Source organism: Streptomyces sp. JLYT201, from assembly GCF_059448825.1.
In genome coordinates, this window is sequence record NZ_CM182551.1 from 9,411,896 (window position 1) to 9,426,581 (window position 14,686).

General features: G+C 72.8%; 12 protein-coding genes. 4 read left to right on the plus strand and 8 right to left on the minus strand.

Annotation, left to right across the window (positions count from 1 at the left end; translation table 11 throughout):
* Nucleotides 1-11 precede the first annotated feature (11 nt).
* Complete coding sequence (locus tag AC5WAM_RS39475) at nt 12-2,180, plus strand: alkyl/aryl-sulfatase (RefSeq protein ID WP_495520603.1); 2,169 nt, start codon at nt 12-14, stop codon at nt 2,178-2,180.
* 88 nt (nt 2,181-2,268) lie between these two features.
* Here the strand turns inward: AC5WAM_RS39475 and AC5WAM_RS39480 are convergent, their stop codons facing one another.
* Nucleotides 2,269-2,835, minus strand: coding sequence for a MarR family winged helix-turn-helix transcriptional regulator (locus AC5WAM_RS39480; RefSeq protein ID WP_495520604.1), 567 nt, complete (start codon nt 2,833-2,835; stop codon nt 2,269-2,271).
* Nucleotides 2,836-2,903: 68 nt separating this feature from the next.
* Here AC5WAM_RS39480 and AC5WAM_RS39485 point away from each other — a divergent pair, with 68 nt between their 5' ends.
* Nucleotides 2,904-3,623, plus strand: a complete 720-nt coding sequence (locus AC5WAM_RS39485) for an SDR family NAD(P)-dependent oxidoreductase (RefSeq protein WP_495520605.1) — start codon at nt 2,904-2,906, stop codon at nt 3,621-3,623.
* A gap of 14 nt (nt 3,624-3,637) precedes the next feature.
* Here AC5WAM_RS39485 and nadE read toward each other — a convergent pair whose 3' ends face one another.
* The 4 genes from nadE to AC5WAM_RS39505 form a co-directional block, all read right to left on the minus strand.
* The gene (gene nadE, locus AC5WAM_RS39490) at nt 3,638-4,459 is read right to left on the minus strand and encodes an NAD(+) synthase (RefSeq protein ID WP_495523751.1); all 822 of its coding nucleotides are present in this window, start codon (nt 4,457-4,459) and stop codon (nt 3,638-3,640) included.
* A 116-nt stretch (nt 4,460-4,575) separates the two neighbouring features.
* Complete coding sequence (dctA, locus tag AC5WAM_RS39495; protein ID WP_495520606.1) at nt 4,576-5,940, minus strand: C4-dicarboxylate transporter DctA; 1,365 nt, start codon at nt 5,938-5,940, stop codon at nt 4,576-4,578.
* Between the two features lie 85 nt (nt 5,941-6,025).
* The gene (locus AC5WAM_RS39500) at nt 6,026-7,084 is read right to left on the minus strand and encodes a tartrate dehydrogenase (protein ID WP_495520607.1); all 1,059 of its coding nucleotides are present in this window, start codon (nt 7,082-7,084) and stop codon (nt 6,026-6,028) included.
* Between the two features lie 73 nt (nt 7,085-7,157).
* Nucleotides 7,158-8,054 (minus strand): LysR family transcriptional regulator, encoded by an 897-nt coding sequence (locus AC5WAM_RS39505; protein WP_495520608.1) that lies wholly within the window; start codon nt 8,052-8,054, stop codon nt 7,158-7,160.
* Nucleotides 8,055-8,270: 216 nt separating this feature from the next.
* Here AC5WAM_RS39505 and AC5WAM_RS39510 point away from each other — a divergent pair, with 216 nt between their 5' ends.
* Nucleotides 8,271-9,536 (plus strand): serine hydrolase domain-containing protein, encoded by a 1,266-nt coding sequence (locus AC5WAM_RS39510; RefSeq protein WP_366792893.1) that lies wholly within the window; start codon nt 8,271-8,273, stop codon nt 9,534-9,536.
* A 73-nt stretch (nt 9,537-9,609) separates the two neighbouring features.
* Here AC5WAM_RS39510 and AC5WAM_RS39515 read toward each other — a convergent pair whose 3' ends face one another.
* The 3 genes from AC5WAM_RS39515 to AC5WAM_RS39525 all read right to left on the minus strand — a co-directional run bounded on the left by AC5WAM_RS39515 (nt 9,610) and on the right by AC5WAM_RS39525 (nt 13,989).
* Complete coding sequence (locus AC5WAM_RS39515) at nt 9,610-10,071, minus strand: pyridoxamine 5'-phosphate oxidase family protein (protein ID WP_495520609.1); 462 nt, start codon at nt 10,069-10,071, stop codon at nt 9,610-9,612.
* Nucleotides 10,072-10,153: 82 nt separating this feature from the next.
* Nucleotides 10,154-12,955: an ABC transporter substrate-binding protein gene (locus tag AC5WAM_RS39520; protein WP_495520610.1), complete on the minus strand. Its 2,802-nt coding sequence runs from the start codon at nt 12,953-12,955 to the stop codon at nt 10,154-10,156.
* A 188-nt stretch (nt 12,956-13,143) separates the two neighbouring features.
* Nucleotides 13,144-13,989: an MBL fold metallo-hydrolase gene (locus AC5WAM_RS39525; protein ID WP_495520611.1), complete on the minus strand. Its 846-nt coding sequence runs from the start codon at nt 13,987-13,989 to the stop codon at nt 13,144-13,146.
* A gap of 92 nt (nt 13,990-14,081) precedes the next feature.
* Here AC5WAM_RS39525 and AC5WAM_RS39530 point away from each other — a divergent pair, with 92 nt between their 5' ends.
* Nucleotides 14,082-14,681 carry a CGNR zinc finger domain-containing protein gene (locus AC5WAM_RS39530; protein ID WP_495520612.1) on the plus strand — a complete coding sequence of 200 codons (600 nt, stop codon included), beginning with the start codon at nt 14,082-14,084 and terminating at the stop codon, nt 14,679-14,681.
* Nucleotides 14,682-14,686: the final 5 nt, after the last annotated feature.

Consider the following 14,686-nt stretch of genomic DNA (forward strand, 5'->3'; position numbering starts at 1 on the left):
GGGATGTCGTCATGCCCGAAAACTCCCAGTTCACCCAGCCGGTCGAGCCCTCGGCCGCGGTGGCCGAGGCGAACCTCAGGGCCGCCGCCATCATCAGGGACTCGGACGCGAGGGACGGCAAGGACTTCGCCGATGCCGGCAGGTTCCGGATCGCCCCGCCCGACGTCCCCGTCATCACCTCCCGCAAGGACAGTGAGAAGGTGGTCTGGGACTTCACCTCGTACGAGTTCCTCGAGTCGGGTTCGGACGGCGACATGCCGACCGTCAACGGCAGCCTGCGGCGCCAGGGCCAGTTGACGGCCGTCGCCGGGCTGTTCCGGGTCGCGACCTGTAGCGCGTACCGCGTCTACCAGGTGCGCGGCTACGACCTGTCCAACATGACGATCATCGAGTACGACCAGGGCCTGATCGTCATCGATCCGCTGGCCTGTTACGAGACCGCGCAGGCCGCCCTGAAGCTGTTCCGCGACACGACGGAGCTCACCAAGGAGCAGCGGCCGGTCAAGGGCCTCATCTACACCCACTGCCACGTCGACCACTTCGGCGGCGCGCGCGGCATCTTCCACGAGGTGGGCGACCCCCTGGAGCCGGACGTGCCCGTCGTGGCGCCCGAGGGCTTCCTGGAGCACGCGGTCAGCGAGAACGTCTACGCGGGCCCGGCGATGGCCCGCCGCGCGCAGTACATGTACGCGGCGCAGCTGGACAAGGGCCCCACGGGGCAGGTCGGTTCGGGCCTGGGCCTCACCATCTCCACCGGCGAGGTGACGCTGATCCCGCCGACCGTCTACCTCGGCGGGCCGGAGCACCAGCCGGTGGCGAAGGAGGACTGGAAGAGCTCGTACGTCATCCCGTGGCGGCCGGGGCTGTACGCGTACACGTTCAAGGACTCCGGCTTCCCGCTGGTCTTCCAGCTCACCCCGGGCACCGAGGCCCCGGCGGAGATGAACATCTACCTTCCGGACGCCAGGACCTTGTGCATCGCGGAGAACGCCACGCACACCATGCACAACATCCTGAGCCTGCGCGGCGCGCAGGTCCGGGACGCGCACGCCTGGTCGAAGTACCTCACCGAGGCGATCCAGACCTTCGGCAAGGACACCGACGTCCTCTTCGCCTCGCACCACTGGCCGGTGTGGGCCGAGGTCGAGAACGAGGAGCCGGGCGGGAAGCCCTCCAACCGGCGCATCCTCGAATTCCTCAACAAGCAGCGCGACATGTACGGCTACCTCAACGACCAGTCGCTGCGGCTGATCAACTCCGGCTACACGGGCACCGAGATCGCCGAACAGCTCAAGGAGCTCCCCTCGGGCCTCGGCGACCACTGGTACGACCGGGGCTACTACGGCTCGATGAGCCACAACCTCAAGGCGGTCTACCAGCGCTACATGGGCTGGTACGACGGCAACCCGGCGCACCTGTGGGAGCTTCCGCCGACCCAGTCGGGCGCGGCCTACGTGGAGGCCATGGGCGGCGCCGAGGCCGTCGTCGACAAGGCCCAGCAGGCCTACGACAGCGGCACCGCGCAGGGCTACCGCTGGGCCGCCGAGCTGCTCAACCACGTCATCTTCGCGACGGCCGCGGAGAACGGCAGCCCGCTCCCCGAGGCGCAGGTCGCGCGCGCCAAGGAACTCCAGGCCAAGGTCTTCACCCAGCTCGGCTACGGCAGTGAGAACGCGACCTGGCGCAACGTCTATCTGACCGGCGCCCAGGAGGTCGTGAGCGGCCCGCAGCCGCTGATCACCAGCCAGTCCTCCGTGGACCTGATCCGCAGCACGACCCTGGAGCAGTACTTCTCCGCGCTCGCGCGCAGCGTGGACGGGCCGACGGCGGCCGAGCGGCACCGCGTCCCGATCGTGCTCGACTGGGTCTTCGTCGACGCCGAGACCGGGGCCGAGACGGGGGAGAGGTGCACCACGACGCTCCGCAACGGCGTGCTGGTCTTCGTGGAGGGCGGTGACCGCTTCGTCGTGACGCCGGACGCCACCATCAGGCTGAGCCGCGAGGCGCTCAACGAACTGGCCGAGAAGCCCGGTTACCGCAAGAACTTCAACCAGGCGGTCGAGGACAAGAAGATCGCGCTGGAGGGCGCGGACGCCCAGGCGGCGACGGACGCCGTCTTCGGCACGCTGACGCTGCCCGACCCGAGGTTCCCGATCGTCACCCCGCGCACGCGGGGCTGACGGGAGGTCGCCGCCGCACGGCGGTGAGGGGGGCGGGTGCGGCCCGGACGTGGATGCCCGCGTTCGGGCCGCACCGTTCCGCGTGGCCTCAGAGGTGCCCCACCTGAGTGATCCCGTGGTCGCCGACGCGGTCCTGGACGTCGTCGAGCAGGACGCGGAGCAGCTCCGCGAGCTGCGTCTGCTGCTCGGGCGTGAGCGAGGCGATCAACTCCGCGTCGCGCAGCAGGACGTGGTCCACCGTCGCCTCGACGAGCTCGTGCCCGGCCGGAGTGAGGGCGACCAGGACGGCACGGGAGCGGTCCGGCGCCGGGGCGCGGGTGACGAGCCCCTCGCGCTCGGCGCGGGCGACGCGCTGGGACACCGCGCCCGCCGTCACCAGGCAGCGGCGGCCGATCTCCCGGGTGGTGAGCGTGTACGGCGGGCCGCTGCGGCGCAACACGCTGAGCAGGTCGAGCGTGGCGGTGTCGACCCCGGCGCGGGCGAGCACGGCGCGCCGGTCGTCGCCGAAGAGCTTGGCCAGCTGCCAGATCGGGGTGACGATCCCGATCGAGTCGACCGGGGTGCCGGGGCGCTCGCGCTGCCAGGCCTCGGCGATGGTCCGGGCCGTGGGGAGGGCGTCGGCCGCCTCCTGCGCGCCGTGTGGATCTCTTGTCACGGGGAGCCCCCTCGGGCTACGTTTAGATCTAAATTTAGGCCTACATGAACGTGATCGGAGCTCAGCATATGGCACGCACCATCCTGGTCACCGGCGGCGGCACGGGCATCGGCAGGGCCGTCGCGCGGCACTTCGCCGCCCAGGGCGACGAGGTGTTCGTCACGGGCCGCAGGCCCGGGCCGATCGAGGAGCTGGCCGCCGAGACCGGAGCCCACGCCGTGGTCTGCGACCACACGTGCCCCGACCACCTGCTGCGCCTGCTCGACGCGCTGCCCGAGCGCCTCGACGTCCTGGTCAACAACGCGGGCGGGAACGTGCTCTTCGACGCCGACGGCAAGGCGGACCTGGCCTCCTACGCCCGGGACTTCCGCGCCAACCTGGAGGCCAACCTCATCAGCGCGGCCCTCACCACCCGGGCGGTGGCGGACCGCCTGGCCGAGGGCGGCGCCGTCGTCCACATCGGCTCCATCGCCGCCGACCAGGGAGCGGGATCCTACGGCGCCGCCAAGGCGGGCCTCGCCACCTGGAACATCAGCCTCGCGGGCGAACTCGGCGCCCGGTCCGTCACGGCGAACGTGGTCGCGCCCGGCTACATCGCCGACACCGAGTTCTTCCGCGACAAGCTCACCGGGGAGCGCCGCGGGCAGCTGGTGGCGGCCACCGCCACGGGCCGCCACGGCACCCCCGACGACGTCGTGGGCGCCGTGGCCTTCCTCGCCTCACTGGCGGCCCGGCACATCACCGGGCAGGTCCTGCACGTCAACGGCGGCGCGCACACCACCCGCTGACCGGCGGAGCGGGCTCAGGGCGCGATCGGCAGCCGGCGCTTGTGCTCGGTGAGGCGGTAGCGGCGGACGATGGCCTCGAAGGCGGGCCCGCCGACCGGCTTGCCCTCCAGGAAGTCGTCGATGTCGTCGTAGGTGACGCCGAGCGCGTCCTCGTCGGGCTTGCCCGGGCTCAGCGTCTCCAGGTCCGCGGTCGGCGTCTTCCACACCAGGGCGGCGGGCGCGCCCAGGGCCTCGGCCAGGGCGCGGACGCGCCGCTTGGTGAGGCCGGTGAGCGGCACCACGTCGGCCGCGCCGTCGCCGAACTTGGTGAAGAAGCCGGAGATCGCCTCCGCGGCGTGGTCGGTGCCCACGACCAGGCCCTCGTGCGCGCCCGCGACCGCGTACTGGGCCACCATGCGCTGCCGGGCCTTGATGTTGCCGTGGACGAAGTCCTGGTGGTGCGCGTCACGGAAGGCCGTGCCCCCGGCGAGGACCGCGTCGCGGGCTGCGTCGCTCGCGGGCCGCACGTCGACGGTCAGGGTCTCGTCGGGCCGGATGAAGTCGAGCGCCAGCTGCGCGTCGTGCTCGTCGGCCTGCGTGCCGTACGGCAGCCGCATCGCGAAGAAGGTGGCGTCGCGCCCGGTGGCGCGGACCCGCTCGACGGCCAGCTGGCACAGCCGGCCCGCGGTCGTGGAGTCCACGCCGCCGCTGATGCCGAGGACCAGCGAGCGCAGGCCCGTGGAGGTCAGCTGGTCGGCGAGGAACGCCACCCGGCGCTCGATCTCCTGCTCCGCCTCGAAGGTCGGGCTCACCTGGAGATCCCGGGCGATCTCCTGCTGGAGGGATATGGGCGCCATGTCGGTCACGGGTCGTTCCTCGGTCGGGGTCGGCACGCGCCGTCGGCCGGGGCCGCGCGCGTCCAGGGACGGAAGAACTCTAGAGGAAGGCCGCGCGGCGCCTGCCGCCAGGCGGCTCAGGCCTTCGTCGGCAGTTCCACGGGGGCCTCGGCCCGGCCGTCGGCGTCCTCGGCGGGGGCGGGATCCGGGGCACGGGCCTTCAGCACCTTGTTGACGCGCTCCGCATCGAGGTCGTTCTCCCAGCGGGCGACGACGAGCGTGGCCACGCTGTTGCCCGCGAGGTTGGTCAGGGCACGGCACTCCGACATGAACTTGTCGATGCCGAAGATGAGCATGATGCCCGCCGCCGGGACGGTGCCCACCGTGGACAGCGTCGCGGCGAGCGCGATGAAACCGGCGCCGGTGATGCCGCCGGACCCCTTCGAGGTCAGGATCATGACGGCGAGCAGACCGAGCTGCTGGCCGATGCTCAAGGGGGTGTCGGTCGCCTGGGCGATGTAGACGGTGGCCAGGGACAGGTAGAGGGAGCTGCCGTCCAGGTTGAAGGAGTAGCCCGTGGGCACCGTCAGGCCGACGATGTCACGTCTGACGCCGAGGCCCTCCAGCTTCTGCATCAGGCGCGGCAGGGCGCTCTCGGACGACGAGGTCCCCAGGACCAGGACGAACTCCTCGCGCAGATAGCGGAGCAGCCGGAAGATGTTGATCCTGAGCGCGGCGGTGACCGCGCCGAGCACCACGACCACGAAGAACGCGGACGTCCCGTAGAAGAGTCCGATGAGCTGCCCGAGGCTGGTGAGCGTGGAGATCCCGTACGCGCCGATCGTGTAGGCCATCGCGCCGAAGGCGCCCACGGGAGCGGCCAGCATCACATAGTGGAGGATCTTGAAGGCGACGGCGCTCAGGCGGTGGACGCCCTCGACGATCGGTTCACCGACGGGGCCGACGGCCTTGAGGGCGACGCCGAAGAGCACCGAGAGGAAGATGACCTGGAGGACGTTGCCCTCGGCGAAGGCCCCCACGGCGCTGTGGGGGACGATGTCGGTGAGGAAGTGCCACCAGTCCTGGTCCTGCCCGTCCTTCACGTACTGCCGCGCGTCCCCCTCCAGGCGGAGTTCGCCCGGGTCGGCGTGGACGCCCGCGCCGGGCTGGAAGACGTTGACGGCGACCAGGCCCACGAGCAGGGCGGCGAGCGTCCCGGCCTGGAAGTAGAGCAGGGACTTCAGGCCCACCCGGCCGACGCGGCCGAGGCTGTCGACGCCGCCGATGCCCGCCACGACGGTCAGGAAGACGATCGGGGCGATGAGCATCTTGATGGCGGCGACGAACGTGGTGCCCACCGGCTCCAGGGCGGTGCCGACCGAGGGCCACAGCCAGCCGGTGAGCACCCCGGTGACGATGGCGGTCAGAACCCAGAAGTAGAGCTGCCGGTACCAGGGCCGCTTGGGCGCGGGCGCCGCTGCGGGGGACGCGGGTGCTGCCATGGCGTTTCTCCTCGTCGAGGAACGGGCGCAACCGGCCTTCGGGCTGCTCGCGGCGGCCGCCGGCGGCTCAGGGGGGGGGCAGAGGTCAGAGGAGTTCGAGGACCTTGTCGGTGAAGGCGGCGGTGGTGGCGGTGCCGCCCAGGTCGGCGGTGCGCACGTCGGTCTTCGCGAGGACGCCCGCGACGGCGTCGGTGACGTCCTTGGCCGCCGCGGGATGGCCCAGGTGGTCGAGCATCAGGGCCGCCGACCAGATCGCGCCCAGCGGGTTGGCGACGCCCCGGCCCGCGATGTCGGGCGCCGAACCGTGCACCGGCTCGAACATCGAGGGGAACTCCCGCTCGGGATTGAGGTTGGCGGCCGGGGCGATCCCGATGGACCCGGCGATCGCGGCCGCGAGGTCGCTGAGGATGTCACCGAAGAGGTTGGAGGCGACCACGACGTCGAACCGGCCCGGGGCGAGGACGAACTTCGCCGCGAGGGCGTCGATGTGCTCCTGCTCCCAGGCGACGCGGGGGAAGCGGGGCGCGTGCTCGGCGACGAGCTCGTCCCAGAAGGGCATGGTGTGCACGATGCCGTTCGACTTCGTGGCCGAGGTCAGCCGGCCGCCCCGGCGCGCCGCGAGGCCGAAGGCGTAGTCGAGGACCCGGCTGACACCGGCCCGTGTGAACACGGCCTCCTGTACGGCGAGTTCGTCGGGGAATCCGCTGTTGAAGCGGCCGCCGACCTGGCTGTACTCGCCCTCCACGTTCTCGCGGACGACCACGAAGTCGACATCACCGGCGCGCGCGTTCCGCACGGGGCTCTCGACGCCCTCGAAGACGCGGATGGGCCGGAGGTTGACGTACTGGCGAAAGCCCCGCCGGATCGGGATCAGGAGCCCCCACAGCGAGACGTGGTCGGGCACCTCGGGGTGGCCCACCGCGCCCAGCAGGATGGCGTCCTTGTCGCGCAGCTGGTCCAGGCCGTCGTCCGGCATCATCGCGCCCTCGCGCAGATACCGCTCGCAGGACCAGTCGTCGTACGAGGTGTAGGTGAGGCCGAAGCCGTGACGGCGGCCGAGGACGTCGAGGACCTGCTGCGCGGCGGGCAGCACCTCGGTGCCGATGCCGTCGCCGGGGATCAGCGCGATGCGGTGGTTCGTCATGCCGCCGATTCCAGCAACGGGCCCGTACCGGCGTCCAAGACGCATACCGGATCTGCCTTATAGGCAGGCCTTATCAGGAGGCCTCGTCCGGGGCGCGGGACGCGACGGCGGCCGCGGCGAACGCGGCGGCGGCCGGGGACAGCACGCCGCGCCTGCTGACCAGGGCGATGTCCAGGGTGGTCGCGGGCTCGATGTCCAGGACGCGGGCGCCCGCCCGCCGGGCGAACTCCCGCCAGGAGTCCGTGACGACGGCGAGCCCGACGCCGGCCAGGACCAGCGGCAGCAGGGCCACCCGGTGCTCGGTCTCCGCGGCCACGGTGAAGTCGACGCTCCGCTCGCGCAGCGCGTCTACGTAGGCACGCATGCCGGTGCCCGGCTGCCCGACGATCAGCCGCTGCCCGGCCAGCTCCGCGCAGCCGAGCGCGTCCCGCCCGGCGAAGGGGCCGTCGGGCGGCACCACGAGCACGAACCGCTGCCGCCCGAGCACGTGCGCGGCGACCTCCTTCTCCGGGACCGCTCCCGCGGTGGCGAGCAGTCCCAGCTCGACCGCGCCCGTACGCACCATGTCGATGACGTCCCGAGCGGTGAAGGCCGCCTTCACGGCCACCGAGACGCCCGGGTGGTCGACGCTGAACGCGCGGATCAGCGTGGTGAGCGGCTCCACCGCCTGCGACGGCATGGAGGCGACGTCGAGGCGGCCCTCACGCAGCTCGCGCACGGCATCGACGCTCGCCCGCGCGGTGTGCAGGCTCCGCACGGCCGCGCGCGCCGGTTCGATGAGGGCCCGGCCCGCCTCGGTGAGGACCGCCCGGCGTCCGATGCGGTGGAAGAGCTCCGTGCCGATGTCGCGCTCCAGGGCCCGGACGGCCTGCGAGAGCGAGGGCTGCGACACGTACAGTGCCGCGGCGGCGCGGTTGAACCCACCGCGGTCGACGATCGCGAGGAAGTACTCCAGCTGCCGGACATCCATAGGCGCACCCTCTCAGAACCGCTGCCCGTGGCCCGCTTCCCCGGGGCCGGGGGTATCGCGGGCGTATCGAAAAGCGGATACGCCGCCGCAACGGCCCGCCGTCTTGAGTAGGGGCGCGGGTCACCGTCGGCGAAGGCCCGGACCCCGCGGAGCAACGGCCGGTCAGCCGATCAGGAGCTGACCCGTAGCCGACCGGAAGCCAAGGAGACAGGGGACATGACCATGGACGCGGATTCCGTACGCGGCATCGACCGGCGGCGGCTGCTCGGATGGAGCGGCCTTGCCGCCGCGGGCGCGGCGGCCTCCGGCGCGCAGCTGGTGACCGCGCGCCCCGGCCACGCGGCCCCCGCCCCGGCCGGTTCCGACGCGATCCCGCCGGACGCCCGGCCCGGCGGGGCCTACGACCGGTACGTGGCGAAGCTGGCCGCGGAGGACAAGTTCTCCGGCGTGATCCTGCTGTCGCACCGGGGCCGGACGGTGCTGTCGCGCAGCTACGGCATGGCCGACAAGGAGAAGGGGGTCCGCAACCACGAGGGCGTCGCCTTCTCCCTCAGCTCGGCGGGCAAGCCGTTCGGCGCGGTGGCCGTCCTGCAACTGGTGCAGCAGGGCGAGGTGAAGCTGTGGGACACGGTGGGCACCCATCTGACGGGCTTCGCCAAGGACATCGCCGAGAAGGTGACGATCCATCATCTGCTCTCCGGCACCTCCGGGCTGAGCAACCCGGACGTCGACGTGCGACGCGTCTTCCAGAGCCGGGAGGAGGTGCGCGAGTACAACGAGCGGTGGGCCCGGCAGGCCGAGCTGGTGGCCGCCCCCGGCACCCCCACCGACCACGTCGGCGCCGAGGTCGCCATCCCCGCGCAGATCGTGGAGGCCGTGACCGGCATGACGTACTGGGACTACGTCGAGGAGCACATCTTCCGGCGCTGCGGCATGACCGGAACGGCGTTCTGCACCAGACCGCGGTGGCTCACCGACGAGCGCGTCGCGCACCCGTACATGGAGCTGGCCGACGGCAGCCGGGTGGACGCCGTCCGCAACCTGGACAAGAGCAGCCCGAGCCCGCAGCAGCCGGGCAAGAACCCGGGCCGCAACTTCATCGACGCCCCCGGGGACGGCGGCTTCGCCACCGCGCCCGACCTGGTCCGGTTCGCGCACGCGCTGGCCGACGGCACGGTCCTCGACCGGCCCTACGCCGAGGTGCTGACCGCGGCCAAGATGCCCCTTCCCCCACAGCGGGGCGGCCTGCGCAACGGCCGGGCGCCCTCCGCCGACGCGGGGTTCGGGGCCTACTCGATGCCGGTCCACATCACCAACGGCCAGTGGTTGTGGGGGCGGGCCGGCGGCGACCCCGGTGTCGGCGCCAGCTGGAACATCTACCCGGACACCGGCTGGGTCGGCGTCATCCTCAGCAACTGCGACGGCGTGCCCCTGTGGGAGATCATCGACCGGGAGATCCAGGCCGTCACGGGCAGCCGCTGACCACCGGCCCCGCGCCGTGATCACCCTGCCGCTCGGGCACGGGTGACGCGGGTGTGCGGCCCCGCGGGGGCGGTTACCCGAGCCACACCCCCGCGCGCATGAGCACCCGGCCGGAGAGTTCGCCCTCGCCGCGCCAGGCCAGCACGCTGTCCGGGGTGACCCGCAGATAGACGTACGGCCCCTCGGCCGTGCGCGGGTCCCAGCCGAACTTGGCCGCGAATCCGGCCGCGCCCTCCTCCGGCACCTCCGGTGCCGGGAAGCAGTCCGCCGTCCCGCGCAGCTGCACCACGTCGAACGTGTCCGGCAGGGCCAGGTGTACGCGGGGGTCCGCGCGGAGGTTGCGCGCGGTCGCGGTGGTCCCGCCGGTGCACAGCCACAGCGCGCGCCCGTCCCACCAGAACCACAGCGGCACTTGGTGCGGGCCCCGCTCCGGGTGGGCGGTGGACACCCAGACGTCCCGTTCGCGGTCCAGGCGTGCCCGTGTGTCGCGGGTGCGTTCCCGCACGTCGCGGCGCGTGTTGTCGGTGCTCTGCATGAGGAGCGACCGTAGCCGGTGGTGCGGGGGACGCGCATGGGGCACCGGACCTACGTCCGAGGTCCGAGACCGCCCGGGAGGGTCAGGGGCGCACGTACGCGTTGAGCGGTGACACCCCGTCCAGATCCACCTGGAGCCCGCGCACCGCATCGGAGTGCAGGAACGTGCGCGTCGGCACGTACAGCGGCACGGCCGCCGCCTCCTCCATCACGCGGCGGTCGACCCGCGCCCACAGCTCGCCCGCGGCGGACACGGAGCCCGCGCCGCCGGCCGCCTCGATCGCGTCGTCGACTTCGGAATTCTTGAGGCGGGAGTAGTTCGACGAGGCGGGGGCGGTGGTTTCGCTGTCGAAGTAGTCCGGCAGGAACGAGGAGGCCACGGGCAGCCCGCCGCCGATGGCGAGGCGGAACAGGTCGTACTTGCCGTCGCCCGCGTTCTTGAAGTAGTCGGTCGGCTTGTCCTGCTTCAGGTCGACCCGGAAACCGGCCTGCTTCAGCGCCGCCTCGATCACGTCGGCACGCTTGGCGTCCGCCTCCGACCCGTAGCCGAGGGTGATCCGGTAGCCGCTCTTGCCCGCGTCCTTGAGGAGCTCGCGCGCCTTGGCGGGGGACCCGCGCTCCCCGGCGTCGTACAGGTCGAAGGGGCGGGCCCCGCGCACGCCCGGGGGCAGCAGGTTGTGCTGGACCGTGCCGTTCTCGTCGCTCGCCGCGAGGACGTCGGCCGCGGGCAGCGCGGTGGCGATGGCCTTGCGGACCGCACGGTTCTTCACCCGCTGCGTATTGATCATGTACGTCTGCACATACGGGGAAGGCGCCGTCAGACGGGCCGCGCCGGAGACCTTGTCGAGGTCGCCCTTGGCGAGGGCGCCGGTGAAGGACATGACCGCCTCGCCCGGCCGCGCCGCCAGCGTGCGGGACTTGATCTGGTCGACGGCGACGTTTCCCTCCACCCGGTACGTGTCCGGGTAGGCGGTGCGCAGCGGGTCGGTGGCCGCCCGCCACGCGGGGTTGCGGGTGAGGACGAGGTCCTTGCCGCTCTGGTAGGCGTTGATCTGGTACGGGCCGGTCGACGGGAGCGTCCCGGAGTTCACCGGGCTGTTCTTGACCTTCTCGGGGAGGGGCGCGCCGGTGGGGCCCGCGAGCGCGACGTTGAAGTCCGGGCGCGCGGCTTCGAGATGGAAGACGATCGTCCGGTCGTTGGGGGTCTCGATGGCGCCCGGCGGCAGCGAGCGGGCGGCGGTTCCCGTGGTGGCGTCCTTGCCGAGGAGCCAGCTGCGTACGGTCTTGTCCCCGAGGGAGAACTGCGGGCCGAGCGTGCGCTCGACGGCGTGGGCGAAGTCCTTGGCCCGCACGGGAAGTCCGTCGTTGTAGGTCAGCCCCTCCTTGAGGGTGAAGGTCCAGGTCCGGCCGCCGGCGGAGGGCCGCCCTGCGTCGGTGGCCAGATCGCCGACGAGCTTGACCGAGCCGTCGGGCAGCGTCTTGAGGCCCGTCAGGCTGCGGTAGACGAGGCGCGAGACGAGGCGTTCGTTGCCCGACCACATCGTGCCCGGGTCGATGGTGGTGAGCTCGTAGGGGTCGAGGACGGTGACGGAGCCGCCCTTGCGGGCACCGCCGACGGCGGGCGAGGGGCCCTTGGAGTCCGCCGCCGTGCCGATGGTCAGCGTCTCGGTCCTGGCCTGCTCGGCCACCGCGGGGCCCTTGGCGCCGATGCTGCCGCCCTTCCCGCCACCGTCCGAGCTGCCCGAGCCGCCGTCCTTCGCCCTGTTGTCGGTGTCGCCCCCGCTGTCCTTGTCGAAGGGGTTGATGATCGTGAGCACGGCGACGAGCGCGGCGACGGCCACGGCCGCCCCGGCCGGAAGCCACCATCTGCGCCACCACGGACGGGAGCCGCTCCCGGCCGCGACCAGCGGTTGCGGCACGGGCCACGGCGTCGGCGGCCCCTGGGGCATGGGCGGGGCGAGCGGATACTCGGCCGCTCCCACGGGTTCCAGGGGCGCGGCCACGGGTGCGGGCGGAGGCAGCGGCACGGGCCGGAGCCCCGCCGTGCGCGCGAGGGCCTCAAGGGCCTGACGGGCCTCGTCGGCGCTGGGCCTGCCGGCCGGGTCCTTCGTCAGCGTCCGGCCGACGAACGCGTCCCACTCCGGGGTGAGTTCCGGTCGCCGTGCGGAGGGCGGGTCCGGGGCCTCGTACACATGACAGTGCATCAGGGCGGCTTCCGACGGCGCGTCGAAGGGCGGTGACCCGGTGAGCATCTCGTGGACCATGCAGCCCAGCGAGTACACGTCGGTGCGTCCGTCGGCGGGCCCGCGCGTGAACCGCTCGGGGGCCATGTAGTGCAGCGTGCCGATGGGGGAGTCGGAGGTGCGGGTGAGGTAGCCGCCGGTCGCCCCGGTCGCGTCGAGGAACTTGGCGATGCCGAAGTCGAGGACCTTCACCGTGCCCTCGTCGGTGACGATCACGTTGGCCGGCTTGATGTCCCGGTGCACGATGCCCGCCCGGTGGGCCACGGCGAGCGCCCGGCACACCTGCCCCGCGATGTCCGCCACCCGCTCCGGCGCGAGGCCGTCGCCCTCGCGGAGCAGCGCGTTCACCGTACGGCCCGTGAGCAGCGGCATCACGAGGTACGGGACGTCGCCGTCCGCGCCGTGGTCGAAGACCGGCACGATGTACGAGCTGTCGAGCGCCGCCGCGGCCCGCGCCTCGCGCACGAAGAGCGCCAGCATCCGCTCCCGCTCGGGCCCCGACGTGTGCCGGGGCAGTCCGAGCAGCTTGACGGCCACGTCCCGGTCGAGGCGTGCGTCGCGGGCCCGCCAGACGGCGCCCATGCCTCCCGCGCCTATCCGCTCCGTGAGCGTGTACCGCCCGTCCAGGACCGTGCCGCGCATTTCCTACCCCAACCCCCGAAAGGCACGCCCGCCGTGGGCGGCAAGGTCAATTTACCCGCGCCGTGGCGGAGTTGGAGAGATTTGGTGAGGCGGGCACGGGCGACTGAGCCTCATCGGCGTTCGACCGGGGCCCCGCCGGCGTCCCGCCGGTGTCCCATCGGCCGGAACGGCCCCGGGCCCGGCGGCCCTCAGGTGAGCCGGAGCCGGCCGTCGAGCCCCGCGGCCTTGAAGGCGGCCACGACGTCGTCGCGGCCCTCGGTGAAGTGGGCCCAGCTGTCGCAGTGCACCGGCACGACCCTGCGCGCCCCGAGGATCGCGGCGGCCTCGGCGGCCTGAGCGCTGTCGAGGACCAGCAGGGCGCCGTCGAAGACGGGGACGCGGGGTGCCCCGGCGAAGAGGATCGCGGTGTCGACGGGGCCGAAGCGCGCGGCGATCTCGCGGACCCGGCCGAGCGAGGCGTTGTCCCCGCTCACGTACACCGTGGGCAGGTCGGCCGAGGTCAGGACGAAGCCGACGACCTCGCCGACGGTGGCCTCGACCTCCTCGACGCCGAGCTCCTCCGGGCCGTGCAGCGCGGGCACGCCCGTCACGGTCACCGTCCTGCCGTCGGGGCGGTCGAGGTCGACCGACGCCCACGGGGCCAGGCCCTGCGCGGCGCCGCCGAGGCGACGGGCGCCGCTGGGGGTGGTGAGGGTGAGGGGTATCTCCGCGAGGAGGGCCCGGCCGGACTCGTCGAGGTTGTCGGGGTGTTCGTCGTGCGAGAGCAGGACGACGTCGACGCGGCCGAGGTCGGCGGGCGAGGCCGCGGCGGGCGCGGTCTTGACCAGCTCGCCGCCCGGCACCGGGTAGCTGCGGGGCGCGTCGAAGGTGGGGTCGGTCAGGAACGTCAGACCGCCGTACTCGAAGAGCGCGGTGGGGCCGCCGAAGACGCGTACGGGAATCTGCTCGCCGTGTGCATCGGCGGCGGCCGCGGGCGGGTCGGCGGGCGCCGCCGACGGGTCGGAGACAGCCGGGGAGGAGTCGGAAGAAGCCATGGGAGAGCACACCTCACGGATGAGTAGTGGTGTATCCGTGAGGTGAAGCTAGTTGTTTCTCATGGATGAGCGCAAGCCATACCATGAGAGTCATGAAGGACAGCGTGACCGCCGAGCCGGATCTGCCGCCCGCCCCGGGCGCCGAGCAGTACCCGGCCCTCGACTTCGCCGACAGCGCGATCGCGCTGCCCGGCGGCCAGTTCCTCGATCGGCTCGGCAGCCCCGCCGCGGCGAACCGATGGCTCGTCGAGCACGGCCTCGCGCCCGAGGACGCCGGACTCCAGGAGGTGTGCGCCGCGCAGCTGCGGACGCTGCGCGAACAGATCCGGTCCCTGCTCGCCTCCCGCGTCGACGGCCACCCCGCACCCGCGAGCGCGCTCGCGGCGGTCAACGAGGCCCTGACCCGGGCGCCCGCGGCCTCCTTGCTGCACTGGGACGCCACCCGCGGTCTGTACCGGGCCGCCTCGCACCCCACCGCCCAGATCGTCGAACACGCCCTGGCCGCCCTGGCCGCCGACGCCGCCGACCTCCTGACCGGGCCCGACGCCGACCGCCTCACCGCCTGCGGCTCCACGCCCTGCAACCGCTACCTGCTGCGCCACGGCCGCCGCCACTGGTGCTCCACCCGCTGCGGCGACCGCGCCCGGGCGGCCCGCGCCTATGCGCGGCGCACCCGGGCCGAGGTGTGCTGAGGCGC

What these genes read in the sequence shown, in the direction of transcription:
- AC5WAM_RS39505 (WP_495520608.1), bottom strand. Translation starts at nt 8,054, where the DNA reads ATGGATGTCCGGCAGCTGGAGTACTTCCTCGCGATCGTCGACCGCGGT.
- dctA (WP_495520606.1), bottom strand. Translation starts at nt 5,940, where the DNA reads ATGGCAGCACCCGCGTCCCCCGCAGCGGCGCCCGCGCCCAAGCGGCCC.
- AC5WAM_RS39485 (WP_495520605.1), top strand. Translation starts at nt 2,904, where the DNA reads ATGGCACGCACCATCCTGGTCACCGGCGGCGGCACGGGCATCGGCAGG.
- AC5WAM_RS39475 (WP_495520603.1), top strand. Translation starts at nt 12, where the DNA reads ATGCCCGAAAACTCCCAGTTCACCCAGCCGGTCGAGCCCTCGGCCGCG.
- AC5WAM_RS39520 (WP_495520610.1), bottom strand. Translation starts at nt 12,955, where the DNA reads ATGCGCGGCACGGTCCTGGACGGGCGGTACACGCTCACGGAGCGGATA.
- AC5WAM_RS39510 (WP_366792893.1), top strand. Translation starts at nt 8,271, where the DNA reads ATGACCATGGACGCGGATTCCGTACGCGGCATCGACCGGCGGCGGCTG.
- AC5WAM_RS39530 (WP_495520612.1), top strand. Translation starts at nt 14,082, where the DNA reads ATGAAGGACAGCGTGACCGCCGAGCCGGATCTGCCGCCCGCCCCGGGC.
- AC5WAM_RS39500 (WP_495520607.1), bottom strand. Translation starts at nt 7,084, where the DNA reads ATGACGAACCACCGCATCGCGCTGATCCCCGGCGACGGCATCGGCACC.
- AC5WAM_RS39525 (WP_495520611.1), bottom strand. Translation starts at nt 13,989, where the DNA reads ATGGCTTCTTCCGACTCCTCCCCGGCTGTCTCCGACCCGTCGGCGGCG.
- AC5WAM_RS39515 (WP_495520609.1), bottom strand. Translation starts at nt 10,071, where the DNA reads ATGCAGAGCACCGACAACACGCGCCGCGACGTGCGGGAACGCACCCGC.
- nadE (WP_495523751.1), bottom strand. Translation starts at nt 4,459, where the DNA reads ATGGCGCCCATATCCCTCCAGCAGGAGATCGCCCGGGATCTCCAGGTG.